The following is a 22888-nucleotide window of genomic DNA, read 5'->3' as shown; positions in this document are numbered from 1 at the left end:
ATCCACGGTCGCGACTGACGCTTCCCCATGCCCCCATCAACGAACGATCAAGTCGACAGTCACATGATCAAACCGCTTTTGTTAGAGCCAGTAAGCCCCGGCGACAACGAGGGCCCGGTCGCGATCCTGCGCTGCAGGCTGTGCGCGACCCGCCCGCAGTGGTCCTGCCGTCATCCCATCCGCGGCTACCTGCTCCGCGTCGACCTGGCCAAGCCCAAACGGACGCCGACGCTCGCTCAGGAGTGGGCCCTCGATCGGGCGATGGCAGCGAGGCAGACCTGTGGCCAGTGCGGGAGGCGGTTCTACATCTGCCTCTCGAAGAAGCTCGGCTGCTACCTGGAGTGCTTCGACGGCACGCCCGTCGACCCCAGCAGCCTTATGACCCTCCCGGCCCCGGCCGTTCACCGGCTGGCCGCGTGAGTCAGCCCCGTCCCGACCGTCCAGGCCGAGACGGGGCCCGCACAACCGGGCGGCCGCAGCACCCGGGTTCTCTCCTGAGCTCGAAGGGGTCAGGGAGCGGGCGGCCGGCCTTTGCCGCCGGGAGCGCGATAGGAGACTACTGGGTTAACGCGGCGAAGACGGTGCCACCTTCCGTTGTGCCTCGGTCGGGGGGCTGGCTCCGGGTGCCGGTTGTGTTCGCTGGCGCGCACGGCTGTCTCGGTTGTCCAACGTCAGCACCTCGTCCTACAGCGCATCCGGGAGGGTGACGGTCATGACGTCGGGAGCTGTCTTCGCCGTGGTGTTCGCGGTGCCGCTGGCCTCTCACGCCCGGGGCCCTTGCTGGCAGCAGGACAGGCAGCCTCTGCGGCAAGTCCGTCTTGTCGTCGGACCGGTTGTCAGTGGCTTGCGGCATGATGCGCGGCATGTGACGGCCCGTCCGACCGAGGGTTTTCGAGGCCGTCGGCCATAAGGGGAGGGGTGCTATGCGCAGGCCGGTCACAGGCGAGGTGCACGTTCACTACGGTCAGATCTACGTTGAGAGCGATCCGGACAGTGCGATCCCGGACCTATCCGAGGCGTTCGCAGGCCAGAGCGCGGGGCTGTGCGGGGCGGCGGTTCCGGGTGTGCTCTGGCTGATCACCGGGCTGCACACGGGCAACGTCGGCTTCGTCGTGGAGGTCCACGACGAGGACCCTCCGCTGGACCCGGCCTGGGAGGACGTGGTGGAGGTGTCCTTCCACCCGGTGTCGGAACGCACGAGTTTGGTGCAGTGGGCGGGCGAGGCCGCGTGGGAATTGAATCTCGCCCGGACCGACTACCGGGTGCGGTACTGCGCCCAGGGGATGGACGAGGGACGGAAGCTCGACACCAGAGTGTCCGGGGAGCCACAGGCGGACAGCTATCTCCTGCAGTTCTGGCCCGCGCCGCCCCGCGCAGACCGTGTGGTCCGCCAGACCTCACAGAACGCCGCCTATTGGCACCGCTACGCGCGCGAACTTCCACCACCGCCCACACCGGAGCAGCGTGCCGAGACCGAACGCCTGGCCCGTCAGGCGGAGGAGCGGGCCGCCGAGGAGCGGCGACTGCACCGCGAGCGATGGGAGTGGGGCGGTCGGCTGCCGAGCGAGGGGCTGCGCGGCGTGGGCGGCAATGTCCGCGGTCTGCTCCGCTTCGACAGCGACCTGGTGCACGCCCTCGACGCCGCGGGCCCCGAGGCGCAGCGTGCGGTAGCGTCGCTGGCCGCCCGGCGGGCCTGCGAGGCCGCGGACCTGACCGACGTTCCGTGGGTCACCCAGGCGCTCACCGCGTTGACGGAGAGACGTCCGCTGCCGCCGCCGTTCGACGACACGGGCCGAATGTGGGAGACCCTGCGCTCCGATCCACAGGTACCGAGGCGGTCGGTGCTCAAGGCGGTACCTCCCGAGCGGCCGCCATACGGCCCACCGACGCCCCCGGCGGCGACCGGGTCGACGTCGCTCCCGGCCGCAGAGTCGGGAGACGACGGGTCAAGGCGGCCGGGCCTCGGCCGGGTACTGAGCGCGCTCGTACCGACAGGGCCCGCCGGCCAGAGCGCGACGCCGACCGCAGGCATGGGACACGGCGCCGCCATGGTGGTGCACGCCTCCGGCACTCCGCGCGGCCCCGAGCGGATCTCGCAGCCGCACTTCGCTCTTCCCGCCGTGGTCGCTGCTGCCGAGCCCGACCCGCTGAAGGCGGCGCTGGACGCGGTGTGGCACGCGGTGGGTACGTACGGCGAGCACTACCCAGAGCTGCTGGTGGAAATCCGGTCGGCGTGCGCCGGCCAGGTGGAGGAGTAGGCAGACCTGCTGTCCTGCCGTGGTGTCCGCGCCGCCCCAGCCCTCCCGCACCACGGAGGCCGGGGCGGCCGCGGTGGCCCCCCAAGCACTGGCACGGAGAGGAGATAGGCGTCATGCCGCGCACCGAGTTCTATGACGTCGACGTCCCGATACACGACACCACCAACCCGGCCCGCAAGGGCTGTGGCTGAGCGTCGTAGTTGCCCAATCTGGCCAACCAGGTACTCAGCCACGAGTCAGTGGAACCAAATGACAAGACGTGCGTTCTCAGCCCCGTGGACCTCGCTGAGGATGCGCATGACGCTCCAGACCCGGCCCCAGTCGGTGTCGATCCCTGCGGCTGAGGCGCGGGTTCGTGTGCCTGAGGCGTCGGTCTCGTGAGTCAGTGGTGTCCAGCTCGGCCCAGGTCACCACGTGGTCCCGTTCACATGGTGGGGACCGCCGTAGCCGGTAAATTCACCCCTCAGCCCATCGGAGGCGTCGTCCGGGAAGCCACGGCCTTCCGCCAGGGGACGGAATCCGAAGGAGTTTCGGAGTCCGAAGAGGCAGGCAGGGCCGCGCGGGGCCCAGTCGGTCCGCAGTGCGACCGTTCCACCTGACGATCCGCCAGCGACCTCAGTTCGACGTGCCTCCGGAGACATGCACGTGCGCGAGGTCGCGCTCCTCGAAGCGGATGTCGACCGCCAGGTAGTCGGCGTTGCCGTTGTCGCTCCCGTCCGCAGCAGCGGCGGGCCGCGCGCACAGGTCGGCGTCCAAGCAGTCGCGGTCGACACGTGCGGCCGGGTAAGTGGCGCGCAGCCATGCTTCCGCCTCCGCTCGCGAGATCTGGAAGTCAATGTTGTACCAAGTGGTCTGCCACTGCCCCTTCGTGCACCGCTTGCTCCGGGCGGCCTCGGGGAGGCGGGCGGCTTGAAGGAAGCGAACGGCCTCGCGGCAGGAGACCGGGGCCTTCCCCTCCAGTTCCTGGTCCGCCCCGTGGAGCCACCAGCCGGCCGACGCCAGCAGAGCCACCACCGCCCCGGCCGAAAGCCCGAACCCGCTCCTGTTGCGCTGCACGGACAAGGAGAACCCCCGAAAGTAGATACTGAACGGGTTCAAGATGTGCCTCGGCCGCAGTTGGTTCCACAGCACACCCGGTCGAATGGCATGAGGGTCGAAGAAGGAGCGGCCGGCTGCCCACTGCGGGTGGCCGGCCTCGGCCCGAGGCACGGCTCCCGTCCTGTCCATCCTGCGGGCCCGGACCGCCCGGCAGCGTGTCGTCGGCCGCGCACGGGGCCGGCTCGCCCACGGCGGCGCGGCTCCCGTCGTGTCCGGGTCAGCTGTCGTCGAGCCGGACTGGGCGGTGACCTTGCCGGTCGTGGGGTCGACGGAGCCGTCCCAGGTTGCGCTGTCAGATCCTCATACCTTGACGTGCCAGGACGCCGCCTTGCCGTTGTCGTCGTCCCCCGCCCGGGTCCTCGTCGGTGTCGACGCTCTCGCGGGTCACCTTGCCGGTCGCCGCGTCGACCTTCAGTTCGGCGTGGCCCTTGCCGTCCTTGGACGCACGGCTACTCTGCGCGGCTCCGGCCACCCAGAACGCTCAGTGGCCAACTACGACGCTCAGTCACCTGGGCGTGCACGTCTTCACCGGCGTCGCGGACTCCCCCGCCGCTGCCCTGCGCCGCGCCCACGAGGTGTACGACGCCGCGCTCGCCGCGCACACGGTCGGACTCGAGATCCCCGCCAAGCAGCCGGACAGCTGAGGAGCGCGCGGGCTTCGGCTCGGCTGGCAGATGAAGCGGCCCGCCGCGAAGGCTGGCCTCTGGCACAACCCCGTCAGCTGGACGACCCGCAGCGACTTCGCGCCGTAGCTCCGCCCCGGGACAGCCGCTCTGCTTGGCGGCTGGACGACTGCCCCGGGCCCATCCATCCCGTACGAGACGCGACGGAGAACCCAAGTATGTCGTCCCTCCCGCGCGTTCAGGGCCGGATCGGCCAGCGCACCCTCTTACTGACGACCGCCGCCGTGCCGTTGACCGGCTGGGCGGTCCACGCGGTCACGCTGCACCGGCAGCTCGCCGCGACCCGCCGCGACCCGCTGACCGGTCTGCTGCGCCGCGACTCCTACACCGCCCGCGCCCGCCGGCTCCTCGCCCGCCGCGACGACTTGGCCGTGGTCATGGTCGACCAGGACCACTTCAAGGCCGTGAACGACGACTTCGGACACTCGGCCGGAGACGCGGTCCTGGCGGCGCCCGCCGCGCGGCTCACCGCGTGCTCGGGACCGTGCGCGGCCGTCGGCCGCCTCGGTGGCGATGAGTTCTTCTCTGAACTAAGAAGTTGTCTCGCGTGGGCAGGTTCCTGAGTTCCTTGCAGCAGGTCGGGGCGGTGACCATAGCTGACCACGGCTCCGCGGTCGTTGCGGACCGCGTCGGGGATCTTGAGACCATGAGCAGCCCATGGCAGGCTCGTGCCGCATGATCGATGCATTCGCGAAAGACAACCTGCACAAGAGACTGCGGCGGGACCGCAAGGCGCTGCTCTGGAAAATCGACGGCTTGTCCGAATACGACGCCCGCCGACCTTTGACAGCGACCGGGACCAACCTCCTTGGCCTGGTCAAACACGTGGCCACCGTCGAGGCCAGGTACTTCGGCGAGGTATTCGACCGCCCTTCCCCGGAACCGCTGCCCCGGTGGCAGGACTCCGACGGCAGCGATCTATGGGCGACCGAGGACGAGACCCGCGATCAGATCATGGGGTTCTACCGGCGCACGTGGGAACACTCGGACGCAACGATCAACGAGCTTCCCCTAGACGCCCCCGGCCACGTGCCGTGGTGGCCGGAGCCTTATGCCGACACGAACCTGTTCGCCGTCATGGTTCATGTCCTCGGCGAGTCCATCCGGCATGCCGGGCACGCCGATATCCTGCGCGAGGGCCTCGACGGCCGGACCGGGTTGCGCGCCGAACACGAGAAGCAGATCGACGAGGAAGCCCGTGCAGCCTACTTCGCGAAGATCGAGCAGGCTGCCAGGACGGCCGCACCAACCAAGGCTTAAAGGTCGCTGACCGGGCCGAACCCGGACGATCGCGGCAAGAAGGGCAGCAGGCTGCACTGCTGCCCGATGCCCAGGGCGTCCCACTCACCGTTGCCGTGTCCGGCGCGAACATGCACGACAGCCTCGCCCTCAAGCCGCTCATCCTCGGCATCCCCGCCATCCGGTTCCGCCGGGGGCCACGGCGACGCCGTCCCGTCAAACTCCGCGCGGACAAGGCGTACTTTTCCGCCGAACACCTGGCCTGGCTGCACGAGCGTGGGCTCGTCGCGCGCATCGCGCGGCCACGCGTCGAGTCCGGCGAACGCCTGGATCGGCGGACCAGCACGCAGGCCCGCACGGTCCTGGAGCGGTTCCCCGCCGGAGGTCCCCGCGGCTCCTGGCCGGCCGAAGAGTACGCCGCCGCCCAGCGCGCCCAGGGCACCAACGCTCAGGTCGTCATGGGCCTGAGTACCGACCAGTTCCTCGTGGTAACTGACACCACCGCCCAGTAGCACCGCCCCCGGAGCGCCGCGCCCTGCCCATCCCGGCCGGGCGCGGCGCTCCGCACGTTCCCGCCCTTCACCCCCGAGCAGGAGGCACCTTTGCACCCGATCCGTCTCATCTCGTTCGGCTACCTGTACCTGCCCACCGGCCCGGACGGCTCCCCGGTCCCGCCCGCCGCCGACCGGATCGAAGACGTCCGCGACCGGCTCCGCGACCCGGCAGCTGCCCGCGACATCCTCGTCCTTGACGGCCTCACCCCCCAGGACGTCGTCCTCAACACCCCCGGCGCACGCGAACTGCTCGCCAGTCTTGAAGGACCAGTGACGGGAGCATCCGCGAGAAATGCTGCGACACCTTGATGTGGCAGACCCGACAATCGTTCGATGACTGCCAAGAAGTGTTGCCTCACCCTCCATGTTGTCGTTTCTGATCTTCCGCAGAGGGGCGCAAGCGGGGAGGTCCGACCGCTGGTCGACAGTGAGGACATCTTGGCTGAGGTGTTCACAGAAGGGCCGGGCGAAGATCCCAAGTACCTTTTGCTGCCGGACGGCCCTCTTACGGCTGGTCCTGAGCCGCACGAGGTGCGGCTGGCCGAGGCCACGTGCACCGAAGGGTGCTGCGGTGCTCTCTATGTGACCATCCGGCGCGATGGCGACCACGTGATCGGGAGTACCAGATAGAGGTAGAGCGAGCCGTTGCGGACCAAAGCTGGGAGTGGCCAGCACGTACCGTTGCCCGGCTGCTGGAGTTGGACCTCAGAGAGCGCGTCGGCTGGCTTGCACGATGGGAATGTGAACTCAGCGGTGTGTCTGCCTGGCTTTGGGAGCCCTACCAGATCAACCTCTTCCTTTTCCATCCGGGCCGCTCGGCCATCGGGGAAGACCGCCCATGGCTGCAGTTCCGGATGGTGCTTGACGTCTCCAGTGATGACCCTGAAAGTCAGGCCGAGAGACTTGCTGAGCACCTCGTGGCGGGTGACCCACGTCAGAGAGCCGAGGTCTGTGGCGGATCTCCGGAGTACGCCAAGCAGCTTGGTTATCCATGGCCGCAGCGGCGGAGGTCCTGAACGCGCGGAGCACCGCATGCAGGTAGGAACAGTGCAGGGTTGGAACACTGCCTCTTCACCAGTCCCAGCCCCGAACCCGGCGCCCCGATCACCACCATGCGACACCAGGCTGCCTCGGTGACTGCCGCCGGCATCCCCAACCCCGGCGAAGGCGCGCCCGCGACCTGGACGGCCTGACAGACGTCACCAAGCACGACAAAGGCCCGCACTCCCGCGTATTCGCTTCCGTTCTAGTGGTCGTCGCAACAGCCCAGCTCGGGGGATGCGATGGACTTCAGGATCCGGGAGATCCGGACGGCTCAGAGGGCGAAGAAGCTGACCCAAGTCCTCGAACACGCTGGCCTGCCCGCAGCCGTGCCCCACTCCCCCACCGTCGGACGGCCGCAAGCCGAAGCTCCTGTCGAGCCCGTCGCAACCCGACGGCACCGGCACCGCCGCGCAGGTGCCGTCCGCCCCCGGGCTTGAGAAGCTGCTGGCCTGGGCGGAGCACGAGGGCTAACCCCCTGCCGGGCCCTGGACGCCACAGCGCAGGCACGGCGGCCCTACCCGCAGCGGGCCCCACCGGGCCAGCCCGCCGTCATCTGTCTCGCCAGTAGCGCGGCGCTGCATGGGACCGAGACCAGTCTCGCGGCATCACCGGCCCAGGCTGGTATTCCCAGCACCGGTCAAAACAGCAGCCGCGATCTGAAAGTGAACCACTGGGCATGGCAAAGGCCTGTGCGTCCCGCGAACGTGCGGGGCGTACAGGCCTTTTGTGTTTCGGCGCCAGACTCAGACCACTGCCATGGAGAATGGTCTAACCCAGTGCAGGTCATGATGGCTTCCTCGTGATTGCGGGGCAATCAGTCACCGCCGCGTGAAGCCCAGAGCCTGAGTCACAAGGTAGTAGTCATCCGTCGCTGAGGCCGCCGTCGCGTCCGTCAGCTTGGTCGGGTTCTCGGTCACCGGGTCGTAGAAGCGCAGGACCTTCTGCGCTGCGTAGGCCTCGGGAATGCGTGGGCTGCGGCGCACGGTCGGCAGGACCAGTTCCTCGTATGCTTCCTTGGCTTGCTGCTGGCTGTCGTCGTAGACGGCGCCTTGGTTGCGGGTGGTCGGGCAGTCCACGATCAGGATGTTCGCGAGTTCGGCCTGCGCCCCCATGGCGGAGAAGGTGTCCCTGATGTCGTCGATCTTCGCTTCCATTCGGGTCAGGGCTCGCAGCTCCTTCCAGCCTGGCTTGACGCAGGCCACGATCTCGTCTGAGGCGACGATGGCGTTGACGACGAGCAGGCCGAGGTTGCCCGGGCAGTCGACGAGGATCAGGTCGTAGGCGTCACGGATGCGGTCGATCTGCTTCCTCAGCCAGAACTCACGGCCGGTCTTCGGGGCGAGGAGTTGTTCGGCCTCCTCAAGTGCGCCGGAGCCGAGGACCAGGGACAGGTTGGGGATGGTCTTGGTGGCCTCTTCCCCGTGCGGGCCGGCCAGAGCGGGAACGATGGCTTCATCGATTTTGGCGGCGCCGGTGAGTACGTCGTAGAGATTGGCCTGGTTCGTCATCGTGTCGGGCTCGTCGTATCCCAGGGCTGCGGACGCATCGCACTGGGCGTCGGCATCGATGACGAGGACTGAGTAGCCGAGGTCCGCAGCACAGGCGCCGATGTTGACCGCGGAGGTCGTTTTGCCGGCACCTCCGCTCTGGTTGGTGAGCGAGAGAACGCGGGTGATTCGGCTGGAGGCCTGGGAGGTTGCTGTCACGGTGGTGATCCTTCGTGGGTGATTGCGGCGCAATCGCGCAGGAGCGGATCGCGCGGGGCAGGGAACGTCTCGTCGGGGGAGGCTTGCTGCTCGGCCGGAGCGGACGTGATGGGTGTGGTGATTGCGGGGCAATCACGGGGCGGTCGCAAGCAGCGAACTGACGGCCGCCCCGGAGCGGTGCAATGCCGGCACGCACGCTACCCGCGCTTGCTGGTGAGAACCAGTTGTTCCTGGGAGGCGTGTGTGTGAGGCAGGAGGGTGGTTACGGTCTAGGAGTTGAGCAAGCTCTTCAGCTCCTCGATCTCGTCCCCGCTGAGCAGTTCCTTGATCTCGCTGGCCAGAGCCTCCACGCCGCGAACGACGATCACTCCACGGGGTTCCTCTGCGGTTGCCACGGGAGCCAGGGCTGCTGCCTGTGCAACCGCCTGGTTGTCATCCCTGCTGTTCTGCTGTCTGTCTGCGGGCTGCGTCGAGGAAGGAGATGCTGGACGTGCCGGCGGGGTTTCCCCTTCGCTGCTCTGAGAGGCCGAGTCTTCCGAGCGCTGCTCTGGGACGTGACTTCCGCGTCCTTCGTCAGTGCTTGGCGCGCCGTCACCGGTGGGGTCCCCGTCAGTTGCAGGGATGGTCTGTTCGTCGATCGGCGCCTTACTGATCAGTGCCGCCTGCGCCGAGGTCAGTTCGCCCCGTACGTATGACTCCTGCAGATCAGGGCGCAGCCTTGCGTACACCGTTGCGGCCTCGCGGACAGGCAGCAGGAGGCGTCGCTCGGTCTCTTCCTCGCTCCCCTCATCCTCGAGCAGGCGCTGCTCCTTGAGCCAGTGGTCGATGACGGCCTGCTGCAGAGGCGGCACGAGCTTGAGGAGCGCCAACCGGTGGGACACGTATGTCTGCGAACAGCCAACACGGCGAGCGAGTTCCCGCTGCGAGAGCTGCTTGCCTGACTCGTCCTTCTCGGCGAGAGCTTCGTGAAACTCCATGCCTTCTTCGATGGGATTCAGGCCCATCCGCTGCAGATTCTCCTGGATTGCTGCAATCCGAAGGCTTGGTACGTCGTTCCGGACCAAGATGGGGACTTCGCTCAGTCCGGCCAGCTTCGCAGCGGCCAGGCGCCGGTGCCCGTGATGCACCACGAAGAGGACACCTTCGGCGACATGCTTGTCGACGGCGTCTTTGTGCTGCGGATAGATGGTGGTGTAGACGTCCGGCGGGATCACCGTCATGGCGGTGTTCATCCCATCGGTGAGGAGCGTCTGCGCCAGTTCCTCGATCTTCAGCAGTTCCTTGCGGCCGTTCTCCGGGCTCGGCATGAGCTTGTCCGGGTGGACGGTGGGCAGGCCCTGCGGGACCAGACGCGCCTGCTGAGTAGCCGCCTTGCGTGCGGCCCTTTCGGCGGCGAGGTTCCGGCTGAGACCAGGCTTTTGACCCATGGGCATCTCCATGTGGGGTGGTGCAGAAACTGAGGGCGCGGCGGCGAGCCTATAAGGCGAAGGGCGCTGAGGTTCGTTGGTGTAGAGGTGATTGCGCAGCAATCACCTCTACAACCGGGACAACCATGCCAACTGGTGCCATATGTCCAGATGGTCCCCTGCAGGTACTGCCGACCCGCGACCACCATTGTGATCTAGCTACGCAAGCCCAGATGTCGAGGGGGGTAGGAGGTGGTCACTGTTTGCTGACGATCGGCACTCGGGAGACCCCGTGATGCTGAGTTGCTGATCAAGTCGTGGGAGTGTGAGACCTGCACCTCAACGAGATAGGCATAGGGGGAGTGGGACGTGGCTGCGGGGAACAGTGTGATGCCCCAGCTGACCCGAGCGCATCGGGTTCTCATCGGTGTGGTCGTGGCAGGTGCCGTGATCATCGCTTGTATTGGATTCGCTGGCTCGTACGCGGCGGTCCGTGAACTTGCGGTCAAGAAGGGCTTCGGCACCTTCTCCTACGTCTTCCCGATCGGTATCGATGCCGGCATCTGTGTCCTCCTCGCTCTCGACCTGCTGCTGACATGGATCCGCATGCCGTTCCCCTTGCTGCGGCAGACGGCCTGGCTCCTGACGGCCGCCACCATCGCTTTCAATGGGGCGGCGGCCTGGCCCGACCCACTGGGCGTGGGAATGCACGCCGTGATCCCGGTCTTGTTCGTCGTCGCAGTCGAGGCCGCCCGGCACGCGATCGGCCGGATCGCCGACATCACTGCCGACAAGCACATGGAAGGCGTCCGCGTCACCCGCTGGCTCCTCTCCCCGATCCCCACGTTCCTGCTCTGGCGCCGCATGAAGCTGTGGGAGCTGCGCTCCTACGACCAGGTCATCAAGCTCGAGCAGGAGCGCCTCGTCTACCAGGCCAGCCTCCGCTCCCGTTTCGGCCGCGCCTGGCGCCGTAAGGCGCCGGTCGAGTCGCTGATGCCGCTCCGTCTGGCCCGCTACGGCGTCCCGCTGGCCAAGACAGCTGCGGCCGGGCTGGCCGCAGCGGGTATCGACGAGCCGCCGATTCAGTTCACCATCGGGCGGACCCCGGTGCCGGCGCAGAGACTGAGCCCCGAACTCGAGGCTGTCGTCGACCAGGTGAAGGAATTGGCGCAAGTGGACGGCGCGGACACCCAGCCGGAGTCGCAGGCGCCAGCTGGGCGCCCTGTGCGGGCTGTGCGGGCGGATGCCTTCGGGGACAACGGAAGCGCCCAACACCTCGCCGAGTCCTATCAGGACTGGATGAACGCCTTTGGACACGAGCCAACGAGCGCGCAGTTCGCTCTGTGGCTCCGAGACCAGTACGGCATCGCCACCGCGGCGGGCGGGCGCCTGTCCGACGAGCAACTCGAACCCCTGCTGAGGTTCATCAAACAGCGCCACACGCCCGCAGATGAGAATGGCGCCGAACCCCAAGCAGCGCAGGACACGGATGACGGATGGGCTGACTACTTCTACAACGCCTGGCTGACGTACGCGCAGGAGCGAGGGGCTTACCCTGATGCCGCCGCCCTCGCCACGTACGCCTACGAGCGAGACCAGATCACCGTCGGCAACGGCCAGCCCATCACGGGCGCAGACCTGGAGGGCTTCGTCACGTCCTTCCGACTGCGGGAGTTCGACGAGGCGGAGCAGCCCGCCGGCCAGGAACCCACCGTGCCCGCCGCACAGGTGCCCTTTGACGATCCGCTCCCGAACGAGGAGTCTGAAGAGGCACCAGCCGGTGCGGCCGCGCACCCCGCCAAGGAGCAGCACAGGCCCCGGGTGAGCGCTGCGATCGATGACCCGCCAGGCGATGACGAAACGACCGGGGGGCCCGCCGCGCTCACCACCGTCGACCGCTACTACCTCGCTTGGATGGAGTACCAGACCGAGCACGGCGAGGAGCCCAAGGCCGAGCAACTGTCCGCCTACCTTGCCGAGACGAAGGGCATGACTGGACGCGGTGGAAAGCCTGTCAGCCCATCCACCCTGCGCCGCTACCTCCTGCCGTTCCGGGTCTACAACGTGTGGGCGGAACAGCGACTGAGCAGCGAAACGCCGTCGCTCGATGCCATTGCGCATCAGTGCGTAGCCCAGGGCATCACTGCGCAACACAACAAGCCTCTCACCACCGACTACATTGCCGAGCAAGCCGTCGACTTCGAGCGGCGCTGGCAGGCACTGACCCGCCACCACGTACAGCCGCAGCAGTGAGAAGCCGCGTCCGACTCGACACTGCGCATCAGTGATCCAGCCAGTCCGAACGGCTGCGCAATCGAGAGAAACCGCAGGTCAACCCAGCATTGCGCAGCCAGGATCCCAGTGCGCAGCCAGTGCGTAGAACGATGCGCGCACTGGGCATCCGATCGCCGATATAGGAGGTCTCATGCGCGCCCTGCGTATCGCCCCGGACACCGCAGTCAGGGAACTCGACTTGCCCGAGCCCGGTGCGCACTCGGCGATCCGAGAGCACATCGGGACGACCGGCGCCGTTGATCAAGGCCTGTACCACCGGCAGGCCCTGCTGCACATCCACGGCGAAGGCCGCGTGATCGGACTCGCGCAGAACATCACCGCATGGGCCCTGGCGAGCGCCTGGCGAGGCATCGCCCTGTACCCGATCCACGGGCCGGTCGTCGTCACCGGGCGTGCTGAGGACGGGGGAGTGGCTGCCCTGGACGACGACCTGGCCCAGCAGGCGCACGCGGTTGCGCAGACCGTACGGGAAACACTGGGTGAGTGGCGCAGCCGGCCGCCCGCTTCCAACGAGGCGGCCCTGAGTGAACTGCTCGCCTACGTGGCTCGGGACGTTGCCCCCAACCAGTAGTGCGCACCGGGTCGTCCCGCGCATGCTCACCTACAGGGCCTTGCGCACCGCCGTGCCCGAGCCGTTGAGGAGCTCGTTGATGAGCTGGGTGGTCTCCATCTCCAGTGAGCAGTCCAGCGACCGGTTGACCTGTTGCACGCGGGTGATTGCGGTGTGCAGCCCCGAGCGGTGCCCGCGCGCAGCCTCAAGACGCATCCAGTCCCGATACAAGAGTTCTGCTGTCTCATCGACATCGAGACCGGTTGAGACGGCCTGCCGGGCGGCGCTCAGGTCGTGGTGGGGGCCGGCGGGGATGCGGTAGGTGGCCACGGTGTGCGCGACGTCGATGATCCGCGTGATCATTTCCTGAGCGTAGGGCTCGGCCCACGGCAGCGGCCGGCCGCCGAACGGCTTGCCCCGTATCAGACTCAGCGCCTTCTCCAAGTCGGGGAGGCCTGACGGGCCCAGCGGCAGCGCGCGTTCGACGAGCTGCTGGAATCGCGTCCAGTCACACCGCAAGCCGGGACCGAGCCGGTAGGGATCATCGCCCGCCTTGCGGCGTGGCACGTACAGGTTGCCGGAGGAGTCGCTGCCCAGCGAGCTGCGCAGGCCCTGCATCCGCGCGTTGAGGGTGCTCGTCGACCACGGGCTGACCGGATCCATGTCGGCACACAGAGCATCCGCGCTCCGCCCAGGACGGAAATACAGCAAGGCAGCCAGCTGTGCCATCCGCGGGCCGTGCCCGGTGCTGTCCACGCCTGTGACCTCGACCGGTCCCAGGACCCGGATCTCCGGGGCGTGTAGGTCGTGCGCCTCGCACGCTTCCGTCCCTGGCGCCGTCGACTCTTCGGCGGCGGGTGCCGGGACGTCGGCCTCTGCGGCCTGTGCCGTGTCGGTGGAGTCCGCGCCAGTCCGGGACTCTGGGGTCGAAGGCACCGTTGGCTCGGTGTCCGGGTCGGTTTCGTTGTCGGTCTCCACCGGCGGCGTGGTGGGGGAGAGAAGACGGAGCCCGGACGGATCGGCACTGGCGGCGAGCAGGGCCGGGAAAACCTCACCGCTCACATCCGATGCCGCGGCCGGCGCTGGCATCGCGTTGTCGGACGCGACGGACTGCTGAGACGATGCCTGCTCTGGCTGCTGCACGCCCTCAAGTTCCTCTGGAACGTCCTGCCACGGCCCCTCGGCGGGGTGGGGCGGCTGTCCGGACACCTTCAAGGCGGTGGTGATCTGCAGGTAGGCGGCGTGCTCCAACCGCTGCACCGTGATGTCGGTGCCCACGTAGTCGAGGTTTTGTGGCTGGCTGAGGGAGGCGTTGAGGATCTCCGCGTCAGGGAAGTGAGCGGCCGCAGTACTGGCCGGGGCGATCAGCGTGACGGGCACCGCCCGCGCCCGGTCGATGACGTCGGCGAACTGCCAGGCCGTGTCCTCGTCCAGCGAGGACGCGCACAGCAGCAGATACGGCTGATGCTGAGTTTCGGGCATCTGGTGCGCTTCCAGCAGGCGTTCACTCAGATCGCGCAGCGCGTGCGCGGCCTGCCGCATGTGGGCGATCCGCGCGGTGGGCAGCATCTGTGGCAGGTCCTCGCCGAAGCCGACGGTGACGACCTGGACGTCGGCCGCCCACGGACTCATCCCGAGTTCCAGCGCCAGGGAGGTGCACACCTCGGTGATGTGGACCGGGTTGCCGTCCAGCAGCAGAACGCGAAGGGCTGCGAGGTTGAGCAGCAGCAGGTCGCCAACCTTGGTGCTGCCGATGGTGACCAGCCCCGGATACGGTGCCGACACCTCGCGGGCGGCCTCTTCGTCCAGGAGGGCGGCGTCGGCGGGCAGGACCCACCAGCCGCCCTGCCCGGTAGTGAAGGGTGCCACCGGCTCCTGGGCGAGGTCCTCGGGCAGCACCTCCACCGTTCGGGTCCCGATCCGGGCAGCCCGCAGCGGCGGCAGAACCAGGTCCTCCTGTCGTTGGGCTGCGTGGTGGGCCAGCGTGCGCAGGGCCACGTCCAGGCGGGCAGCGCCTGCGGGCTCAGCGGCCGCTGCGAGCTGGGCCTCCGCAGCGGAGGTTTCCGACGCGATGGCGATCTTCTCTCCGGGCTTGCGGCGGCGGCGCTGCAGCGTCCTGCGCAGGGCGAGGGCGCCGGTGATGGCGGCGGCCAGCAGCGCGCCGGCACCGAGCACGATGCGCAGGTTCAGCGGACTGCTGCTGACCGGAGCCGTGGCCGGGGCAGCAGGAGTGCCGGATGATTCCGATGCCGACGCTGACGGAGAGGCGGCAGAGGGTGAGGCGCTGGCGCTGGGCTCGGGCGCCGTGGGCGCCGAGGCGGGCGGAGACGACTGCTCCTTCCCCGGCTGCTCGGCAGGGTGACTGGCCGGTGCGCTGGGCGCCGACGGCTCGGCTGTCGGCGCTGGGGACTGGCTGGGCGCGGGCGTTGCCGCGTCGCCGTCGCCCGGCTTCTGCTCGCTGTCGGGATTCTGGGTGGCAGGGGGAGTGGCCTCGTGGCCGCCCGACTCCGATTCCTGCCCGGCGTCTTGGTCCCGTTGATGAGGCCGGGCCTCGGGCACCGTGACCTGCTGGCCCGTGTAGATGACGTCGGGGTCGGTGATCTCGGGCAGGCCATGCGGCTGCGGCTTGCCCTTGCTGGCCTCGAACAGCTGTGGCCAGTCGTCGCCGTCGCCGAGCTCCTGCTCTGCGATCTTCGACAGGTAGTCGCCCGGGTGAACCGTGACGACGTGCCCAGCCTTCTTGTCGGCAGCGGGTACGCTGTCACCCAGCTGCGTACGGATGCCACCTACGGCCGCGGCGGTCTCGGGCATCTGCAGCTGCCAGCCGGGCTGCAGAAAGCTGTTCGCGCGGAAAACTGTGCCATCGACCATGACCCGGCCCTCGTTGAGGTCGGCGATCTCCCGCCACCGCTCGCCGTCCCCCAACTCCTTCTCTGCGATGCCCCACAGGCTCTCCGCGGGCCGCGTCTCACGCACCGTGTACATCGCGCGGGACGCCGGGGCGCTCGCCGCGGGCGTCGGAGCCGGCTCGTTCTCGATGGTCTGGGGGCTCTGAGTTTGGCCGGGGACGCGGGCGGCCGTGCTGGCGGCAGGGGAGGCCTGGGCCTCAGAGGCCAGGGCCGAGCTGGTGGGCAGCAGCACCAAAATGCTGCCGACCAGAAGCGCCGCGGCGCGTTGCGAGGCACCCAGCCCGCGCGGGGCATGCCAGGTACGGCCCCTCACCTGTGCGATCAGCTCGCGGATGGCGCAGAAGCTGAACTGCGCCCACCCGATCCACCCCACCACGACGAGCAGCAGCAAGAACACGCTGCCGGTGTCTTGCCGGTCCAGCAGGTGCATGACGTCGTCGTGGGTGGCTGCCCAAATGACCGGGGAGGCCCAGGCCAGCAGCAGCGGCAGCCCGACGACCGTAACCGCCAGGACCAGCAGGCTCAGCACGGCCTTGATGACCCGCGCCAGGGTGCGGCCGGCGGTTGCGGCGGGGGAAGGGGTGGTGCGCATCAGTTTCCTTCGTCGGGTGCCGTGACGCCATGCAGGAGGGTGGCCTTGCCGTGGCCGGTCACCGACAGAGAGCCGATGCCGACCACCGACAAGAACTTCGTGTCGTAGGTGCCGGTGACCGTGACGGTCAGCGTCTTTCCGTCGCCGGACACGCTGACCGTGCCGGTGGCACCGGCGGAGCGCAAGTAGACCTGGGCTGCGGCGGCCGCAGCCTGCGGATCCACATCGATCGCCTTCCCGCTGATCGCGTCGGAAGGATCGATGGCCTGCCCGCCTGCCCGGGCGGCTTCACCGGCGATGTAGTCCGCGCGTTCCGTGGCACGCATCTTGCTGCCCCCGTCGACGGCGACACCGATGATCCCGATCAGCGCGATGACGCACACGGCGACGAACACGGTGACGCCTCCCCGTTCGTCCAGCCGCGGCCGCCGCCGGGACATCTCACAGAAGATCATCCATCCCCCCGCTGCCTGTACTGGTCCACCACCGACGTCGCCGTCGACGTCAGCCTCTTCGCTCCGGGCACGCCCGGAAGCAGCAGGTCGGACAGATTAACCGTGCAGGTCACGGTCACGGTGACCGTGCCGACCTGCCCCACCGGCACGCTGAGACCGCCAGTGTTGATGTGGACGGACGTCGACGCGCACTTGATGCCCTGGTCGCTGAGGGACTCGGCAGCCGCTGACTGCGCGGCACTCTGGGCGGCTGCCGCTGTGCGATGGATGGACGCCTCCCGCGCCGCGTCCTCAGCAGCAGAGTCGATCTTCGCGCCGGAGGTGACGATCCGGCCGCCGGCGATCGCCAGGCACAGAAACATGATCAAAGCCGGGAGGACGATCGCCGCCTCGATCGCGGCACTGCCCTCATCGCTGCGCAGTCGGCGCGCCCAACGGCCCATGCATCGCACGTAGATCACTCCCCCGCGACGGTCCAGCGCTCCACGGGGCCGGACGCCGACTGCGTGACGCGCAGGCCCGGCAGACCCGGGATCATCGACAGGGCCGTGCCGGACACCTCTACGCGCACACGCTGACCGTTGCTGCTGGCCAAGACGCTGTAGCCGCGCAGGCTGTCACCCGCGGTGCGCCCCAAGACGCTGCGTGCCTGGGCCGCACCGTCGGCCGGACTCGACTGGTAGGCCCGGGCGGCGCTGACACCCTCGCGGGCTGCGGTCAGGGCGATCTGCCGGGCGTAGTACCACATGGAGGCCTGGATGACGGCGACCGTGGCGAGCAGCACGAACGGGAAGATGATCGCCATCTGGATGCTGGTGTCACCGCGGTCGTCGCGCCATCTTCGCCCCCGCCACCAGGCCTGCAGCCGCTCGGGACGACTCATCACAGCCCAGACAGCTTGCCGTTGTACTTGGCGATCACGACAGCGATGGTCCCGGCGATCAGAACGGCACCGGTTACGGCGGCCACCCAGATGATGACGGTCGTGGTGGAGATGTCTCCACGGTCCGGCCGGCGGGTGGCCTCCTGAAGGCCTTCCTGCACGCGCGTGGTCAGACGCAGGGCCGCACGGTTGGCGCCTGTCCAGGCACGTGCTCCCCGGCGGCCACGACCCGGCCGGCGGGACTCGGTGTACGGCCCGGTGTGCGGGTGGGCGGTTGCCTGGAGCACAGCACGGCGGGCGCGGGCTGCAGTGTGCTTCATGTTGCTTACCTCTCTGGAGCGTTGAACGAGTCGGGTGGTCTAAACGGTGAGCATGCGGATCACGGCGGGGAAGGCCATCAGCAGCATCACCAAGACGGCCAAGAGGGCTCCCGGCGCGGTCATCTTCTCGCTGGCCGCGTTCGCCTCGGCGGCCTGATCGGCCAGGAGCTCGGCGTTGAGTGCCGCGGTGCGGGCCCGCAGCGCCTTGTAGACGGCGGCGCCGTCGGTGGCCGAGCCGCGCATGATGTCGGCAACGTCGTCCAGGACGGGCAGGTCGTACTGGGCGGACAGGTCCGCGAGCGCCTGGTAGGGCGGGATCTTCTCCAGCCGGGCCCGGCGCAGTGCACCCTGCAGATACAGGAAGGGCCACCCTTCGCCGACGGAGGCGGCCTTCTCCAGCGCTTCGGCGGGACCGGCGTCGGCGGCCCGCTTCAGGGCGACTAGGTCGAGGTAGGCGGACAGGGCGTGCGCGAACTCCTCCCGCGCTCGCTTGGCCTGGTCTCGCACGGCCAGATCGGGCGTGATGAACAGCAGGGCCGCGACGAGGAGTCCGACGCCGGCGGGCACGTAGAACGGCAGGCCCACGCCGGCGATGATCCACGGGATCGTCGCGATGACCGGGCAGAGCAATCCCAGCGCGGCGAGCGCGGTCTTCTTGAGCATGAACTGGCCCGGGCCCTGGCCGAGCAGGGCCAGGTTCGTGGTGGGGACCCTCACGCCCGGAAGCCGCTCAAGGCGGGCCAGCAGCCACCGGCCCCACACCTCCTCGCGGTCCAGTTCCGGCTCCGGCATCGTCAACGTGCCCGGGGCACTGCGCTTGAGGGCAGGCCCCAGCGCCGGCTGCGGCTGCAGCAGTTCCCGGATGAGCAGCGCGACGCCGGCACCGACCGTGCCGCCAGTCACAACAACGGGAAGCAGGTTCACGGCGCGGCCCCTTCCGGCTCACGGGCGGCGACCGGCACGTCCGGCTCCGACGCGGCCGCGGGCAGCCGGACGGTGCTGGTTGGGTCGGTGACCAGGAAACGGGGGATCCGGCGGAACGAGCCCAGCTGCCGCATCAGGGCGAGCACTCCGACGAACCCCGCCGTCAAGAACGCGAGCACGAGCTGTCCCAGCAGCGTGGAGTACGGCTTCGTGTACGACGGCACGAAGAACCCGGCCACCACGACGCCCACGGTGATGATGGTCATCCACCGAACGGTGGTACGGGGCTTGGCCCGGTCCGCCTCGATGGCGCGCTTCTTGGCGACCTCCTCGCGGACGGTGCCGGACAGGTCCTCCAGCGCCTGTGCCAGGCCCGGTCCGCGGTCGTTGACCGACAGGATGAGCGCGGCGACCACCTTGTCCGAGGTGACATCGTCCAGTTCATCGGCGAACGAGCGCAGCGCCAACTCCGGCCGCCACCCCAGGCGCAGCCGGTCGGACAGATTGACGATCTGCGGCGCGAGTTCGTCCGGGGCGCCCTGACGGCTGGTCATCATCGCCTGTTCCAGGCCCATGCCCAGCCGCAGCAATCCGGCCAGCCGCTGCGTCCACTCACTCAGCGCCTCCAGCTGACCGATGCGCTCCTGCGCCATCTGCGCTGGGGTGATCAGCCAGGGCACACCGATGACGGCCGCGCCCAGCAGCGCACCGCCGACGAAGTTCCCTGAGACCAGCCACACGGCGACGAACACCACGACGGCCGCGACCAGCAGGGACCGCCGCCGCAGGCGGGCGTCCTCACTCTGGTTCTTCCCACCGCGCATGGCCGCCTTCCAGCGCACGTGCAGGGGAGCCCGGCGCGGCGCCGTGGTGCCCACGACACCGGCCACGACACCGATCAGCCCGCCGACCACGGCCATGCCGCACAGCAGCCCGAACAGCAGCGTCATCGGCTCACCCCCACCTTCAGGGGCAGCGGTGCCTGCCAGGCGCCATACGGCTGCTGCAGCAGCGACGAGTCGAAGCCGACGCGGCGCAGGTCGTCGATGCAGCCCGGGTCCATCCGAGGCACCGCCCGCAGCTCACCGAACTCGCGGCCGGGGGAGAAGATCTCGTTGGTGGCGGGCCGGCCGTTCTCGCCGATCCCGGTCAGTTCCAGAACGTGGGAGACGTAGCGGTGGCGGCGGCCGCCGATCTGCGTCTCGTCCGTCATGTCGACGTAGACGATGAAGTCCAGGCCGTTGGCGGTCTGCCGGTAGGCGAGCTGCTCGGACAGGTTCTCCTGGGCGAGCGCGTACAGCTCGGCGATCCGGTCGAAGATGATGTCCGGCCGCCGCGCGTGGATGGTGCACAGGTTGCCACCGGAGCCGTTCGTCAGCGCCTGCATCATGGCGACGACCTCGGGTCCGCGGACCTCGCCGACCACGATCCGCTCCAGCGACATCCGCAGCGCCGGATGCATCAGATCCAGCAGCGTGACCTCGCCGGCGCTGCGGCCGGTGACATCCTTCTCCCCATTGGACTCACGGCCGACGAGGGAGACCACCTGCCTGTGGTAGCCGTTGGCGTGGCAGAACAGCTCGTCCTCGGTCTGGATGGTCGCAAACCGGCACTCCGGGTCGAACTCCTTGAGCATGGCCCGCAGCAGCGTCGTCTTGCCCGCCTTCTGCTTCCCCGCGATCATGATGTTCTTCTCGGCGCGCACACACGCCCCGAGGAACTCGCGCAGGATCGGGTCGATGGTGCCCAGCCGGACCAGGTCGTCGAGGTCGGCGTGGGAGACCCGGTGCCGGCGGATGACCACATACGTCATCGGCCCGAGCCCGGTGATGGCCTGCAGACGGGAGCCGTCCTGCAGGGACAGGGCCAGGGTGGGGTTCGCAGTGGAGATGGTGCGCTCGCTGTGCCCGGAGCCACGGGCCAACTCACGCAGCAGTTCCAGCAGCTCCTCCTCGGAATCCGCGATCGGACCGACCCGACGGCGTTCGCCGTCGCCGTAGTCGAGCCACACCTCGTTGGGGCCCTGGATGATGATGTCCTCGACCCGTTCGTCGTCCAGGTACGGCTGGAGCCGACCAGCCCGAAAGAGCAAGTCGTACACGGCGCGCCGCAGCGCCTCGTCCTCCTGCGGCGTCATCGCCTGGGCGTCCGACCACAGCGCGACCGCCTCTGCGATCCAGTTCAGGCAGCGCTGCTCCTCGCTGGCCCGGTCCATGTCGGGCTTCGTCTTGAGCAGTTCCTCGCGCTGCTTGGCGACCTGGGACGCGATCTCCCGGGCCACCCGGTAGTCGACAGTGATCTGCGGAGCCGCCGTGCCGAGCACCTGCGGACTCGAGGCGGCACCGGCAGGCAGCGGTGCGCCGTTGGTCTGCTGCGCCCACCCCTGAGGCGGCGGAGCCACCGTGGGGTCGGGGTGCAGGGGCCTAGCGTGCATGGGTCACCTCCCCGCCTGCTGCGCGCACACCGCGTGGATCGAGGCGGGCCCGGCGCATGGCGGCCCGCTGAGCAAGCAGCGTGCTGCCCGTGCGGGCGGCCTTCATCAGCGGCGACCTGGTGAAATGGCGGGGCTGTTCGGCTCCGTCGGACAGCACCCGGGCCTCCTTCGGCGCGTACGGCAGGGTGGCGATCACCGGCACCTGCAGCACGCGCTGCACCTCACCAGCGGGATACGGCCCTTCGTTGACCATCAGCACGCCCACGTCGCCAACCCGCTCCTGAAGGGCACGTACCCGGCCCTCCGCCGCCTGCAGGCACCGCAGGGTGTTGCGGACCACCACGAACACGGCGTCGGCCTGCTCGGCCAGGACCCCGGAGGGTCCGTAGGCGCCGCGGCGGCCGAGGTCGATGAGGACATCGTGGCTGCTCTCGGCCTCGATGCCACGGAACATCTGCGCGAGGATCTTCCAGACCGAGCCGAGGCTCGCCGCTTGTGCGTGGTCGGTGAGGCCGGGCAGCAGCAGCCGGTTGCGCGGGGACTCTGCCTTGCCGTCATCGCTGCTGAGGTCGATCAGCTGCCGCCAGAAAGCGTCGCTGAACTCGCCCTTGCGGGCGGCGACCGAGAGGTTGCGCAGCCCGTACCGGTCGCCGAGCGTGCCCTGCAGCAGGCCGTGCAGTACGGCTCCGCCGTCTGGGTCACACTCGGCCAGAATCATCCGCCGGCCCGCCTCAAGTGGCCACGCCAGCAGCAGGGCCAGAGCGCTCGTGGTCACGCCGGGCGAACCGCTGCAGCCTGCGAGCGCGATCACAGCCATCAGTTACCGTCCGGGGCAGCAAGGACCAGCCGCAGGGCGCCGCCCGCCTCCCACGCGGCGGCCGTGGGGCCGTCGGTAGCAGAGGTGGCAACGTCGACGACCACGATTCCCGTACCCGGCGCGGCAGCGGACGCCTTCACTACCCGGCCGTCGATGGTCTGCGGCGCGGCGTCGGACGCCTTGCCGGTATCCGTGGTGCCCTGGGCCGGGACGTGCACCAGCTTGACCTTCTGGCCCGGCACCAGCGCGGTGGCAGGGATCTGCTTGGGCTCCAGACCGATCGGCACCAACTGCTCGCCGGCCTTGACGAGGTTGTCCTTCGTCACCTGCGAGGGGGTGAGGAGGGAGCCGGGCTTGAGTTCCACGGCGGCCCGCTTGCCCACCACTGACTTCAGGTCGTCGGCGCGCACCGCCTTGACGGCCGGGTCCAGGGCGATGGATGCCTTGCCAAGGTCATCCTCGGTGAGCACCTGGCCGACCTGGACGTCGCGGACCACGGTTACCACATCCGTGCGGTTGCCGACCTGGAGCAGCAGGACGGCAACACCGGCGCCACCGGCGGCGATCAGCGCCAACGACAGGGCGATGACGCCCGGGCGTCGCCTGCGGGCTGACACTCGGGGCGGCGCCACCGGAGTGGCCACGTGTCCCTGCTGGGGGACGCCGCTCGGGGCTGTGCTTACTCGTTCTTCGGTCTTGCTCAACGGTTCTGTCCTTCCGG

21 protein-coding genes and 2 pseudogenes are annotated in these 22888 nt (G+C 69.0%); 10 read left to right on the top strand and 13 right to left on the bottom strand.

Annotated elements, in window-relative coordinates:
- Positions 1-78: 78 nt before the first annotated feature.
- Together AC0B9F_RS35760 and AC0B9F_RS35755 are read left to right on the top strand one after the other, a co-directional pair.
- Complete coding sequence (locus AC0B9F_RS35760; protein WP_472009669.1) at positions 79-420, top strand: RRQRL motif-containing zinc-binding protein; 342 nt, start codon at positions 79-81, stop codon at positions 418-420.
- 503 nt (positions 421-923) lie between these two features.
- Positions 924-2258, top strand: coding sequence for a hypothetical protein (locus AC0B9F_RS35755; protein ID WP_472009667.1), 1335 nt, complete (start codon positions 924-926; stop codon positions 2256-2258).
- 615 nt (positions 2259-2873) lie between these two features.
- Here AC0B9F_RS35755 and AC0B9F_RS35750 read toward each other — a convergent pair.
- Positions 2874-3314, bottom strand: a complete 441-nt coding sequence (locus tag AC0B9F_RS35750) for a hypothetical protein (protein WP_472009665.1) — start codon at positions 3312-3314, stop codon at positions 2874-2876.
- Between the two features lie 557 nt (positions 3315-3871).
- Here AC0B9F_RS35750 and AC0B9F_RS35745 point away from each other — a divergent pair.
- The 6 genes and pseudogenes from AC0B9F_RS35745 (at position 3872) to AC0B9F_RS35720 (ending at position 6141) form a co-directional block, all read left to right on the top strand.
- Entirely contained in the window at positions 3872-4000 is a 129-nt protein-coding gene (locus AC0B9F_RS35745; RefSeq protein ID WP_472009664.1) for a hypothetical protein, read from the top strand.
- Positions 4001-4197: 197 nt separating this feature from the next.
- The gene (locus AC0B9F_RS35740) at positions 4198-4602 is read left to right on the top strand and encodes a GGDEF domain-containing protein (protein WP_472009662.1); all 405 of its coding nucleotides are present in this window, start codon (positions 4198-4200) and stop codon (positions 4600-4602) included.
- A gap of 112 nt (positions 4603-4714) precedes the next feature.
- Positions 4715-5299 (top strand): DinB family protein, encoded by a 585-nt coding sequence (locus AC0B9F_RS35735; protein ID WP_472009660.1) that lies wholly within the window; start codon positions 4715-4717, stop codon positions 5297-5299.
- A 35-nt stretch (positions 5300-5334) separates the two neighbouring features.
- Positions 5335-5553: pseudogene (locus tag AC0B9F_RS35730) on the top strand (transposase); the annotation flags it as partial.
- Positions 5554-5604: 51 nt separating this feature from the next.
- On the top strand, positions 5605-5790 hold the full coding sequence (locus AC0B9F_RS35725; protein WP_472009673.1) for a hypothetical protein: 186 nt from the start codon (positions 5605-5607) through the stop codon (positions 5788-5790).
- Positions 5791-5880: 90 nt separating this feature from the next.
- The gene (locus tag AC0B9F_RS35720; RefSeq protein ID WP_472009658.1) at positions 5881-6141 is read left to right on the top strand and encodes a hypothetical protein; all 261 of its coding nucleotides are present in this window, start codon (positions 5881-5883) and stop codon (positions 6139-6141) included.
- Positions 6142-7694: 1553 nt separating this feature from the next.
- On the opposite strand, the gene AC0B9F_RS35715 is transcribed toward AC0B9F_RS35720, so the two are convergent.
- Positions 7695-8582 carry a ParA family protein gene (locus tag AC0B9F_RS35715; RefSeq protein ID WP_472009656.1) on the bottom strand — a complete coding sequence of 296 codons (888 nt, stop codon included), beginning with the start codon at positions 8580-8582 and terminating at the stop codon, positions 7695-7697.
- A 269-nt stretch (positions 8583-8851) separates the two neighbouring features.
- Positions 8852-10009, bottom strand: coding sequence for a ParB/RepB/Spo0J family partition protein (locus AC0B9F_RS35710; protein WP_472009654.1), 1158 nt, complete (start codon positions 10007-10009; stop codon positions 8852-8854).
- Positions 10010-10378: 369 nt separating this feature from the next.
- Here AC0B9F_RS35710 and AC0B9F_RS35705 point away from each other — a divergent pair.
- Both AC0B9F_RS35705 and AC0B9F_RS35700 read left to right on the top strand, forming a co-directional pair.
- Positions 10379-11059 (top strand): annotated as a pseudogene (locus tag AC0B9F_RS35705) (DUF2637 domain-containing protein); the annotation flags it as partial.
- Between the two features lie 1354 nt (positions 11060-12413).
- Positions 12414-12854, top strand: coding sequence for a hypothetical protein (locus tag AC0B9F_RS35700; RefSeq protein WP_472009652.1), 441 nt, complete (start codon positions 12414-12416; stop codon positions 12852-12854).
- Positions 12855-12884: 30 nt separating this feature from the next.
- On the opposite strand, the gene AC0B9F_RS35695 is transcribed toward AC0B9F_RS35700, so the two are convergent.
- The 10 genes from AC0B9F_RS35695 to AC0B9F_RS35650 are packed head-to-tail and all read right to left on the bottom strand — an operon-like array spanning position 12885 to position 22811.
- Complete coding sequence (locus AC0B9F_RS35695; RefSeq protein WP_472009651.1) at positions 12885-16334, bottom strand: LysM peptidoglycan-binding domain-containing protein; 3450 nt, start codon at positions 16332-16334, stop codon at positions 12885-12887.
- Positions 16334-16774, bottom strand: a complete 441-nt coding sequence (locus AC0B9F_RS35690) for a TadE/TadG family type IV pilus assembly protein (protein WP_472009671.1) — start codon at positions 16772-16774, stop codon at positions 16334-16336. The genes AC0B9F_RS35695 and AC0B9F_RS35690 overlap by 1 nt, the downstream gene beginning before the upstream one ends.
- An 11-nt stretch (positions 16775-16785) precedes the next feature.
- The gene (locus tag AC0B9F_RS35685) at positions 16786-17232 is read right to left on the bottom strand and encodes a TadE/TadG family type IV pilus assembly protein (RefSeq protein WP_472009650.1); all 447 of its coding nucleotides are present in this window, start codon (positions 17230-17232) and stop codon (positions 16786-16788) included.
- 14 nt (positions 17233-17246) lie between these two features.
- On the bottom strand, positions 17247-17672 hold the full coding sequence (locus tag AC0B9F_RS35680) for a TadE family protein (protein ID WP_472009648.1): 426 nt from the start codon (positions 17670-17672) through the stop codon (positions 17247-17249).
- A complete protein-coding gene (locus AC0B9F_RS35675) occupies positions 17672-17992 on the bottom strand; it encodes a hypothetical protein (protein ID WP_472009646.1) in 321 nt (106 codons plus the stop codon). Before AC0B9F_RS35675 ends, AC0B9F_RS35680 begins: the two co-directional genes overlap by 1 nt.
- 39 nt (positions 17993-18031) lie before the next feature.
- Positions 18032-18916: a type II secretion system F family protein gene (locus AC0B9F_RS35670; protein WP_472009645.1), complete on the bottom strand. Its 885-nt coding sequence runs from the start codon at positions 18914-18916 to the stop codon at positions 18032-18034.
- Positions 18913-19866 (bottom strand): type II secretion system F family protein, encoded by a 954-nt coding sequence (locus AC0B9F_RS35665; RefSeq protein WP_472009643.1) that lies wholly within the window; start codon positions 19864-19866, stop codon positions 18913-18915. Before AC0B9F_RS35665 ends, AC0B9F_RS35670 begins: the two co-directional genes overlap by 4 nt.
- Entirely contained in the window at positions 19863-21350 is a 1488-nt protein-coding gene (locus AC0B9F_RS35660; RefSeq protein WP_472009641.1) for a CpaF family protein, read from the bottom strand. Before AC0B9F_RS35660 ends, AC0B9F_RS35665 begins: the two co-directional genes overlap by 4 nt.
- Complete coding sequence (locus tag AC0B9F_RS35655; RefSeq protein WP_472009639.1) at positions 21340-22167, bottom strand: hypothetical protein; 828 nt, start codon at positions 22165-22167, stop codon at positions 21340-21342. The genes AC0B9F_RS35660 and AC0B9F_RS35655 overlap by 11 nt, the downstream gene beginning before the upstream one ends.
- Positions 22167-22811, bottom strand: coding sequence for an SAF domain-containing protein (locus AC0B9F_RS35650; RefSeq protein ID WP_472009638.1), 645 nt, complete (start codon positions 22809-22811; stop codon positions 22167-22169). Before AC0B9F_RS35650 ends, AC0B9F_RS35655 begins: the two co-directional genes overlap by 1 nt.
- Between the last annotated feature and the right edge of the window lie 77 nt (positions 22812-22888).

The sequence above is a fragment of the Streptomyces sp. NPDC097129 genome (genome assembly GCF_055668065.1).
Note: the sequence above shows the minus strand (reverse complement) of the source record. Positions and strands in the feature narration are given on the sequence as shown.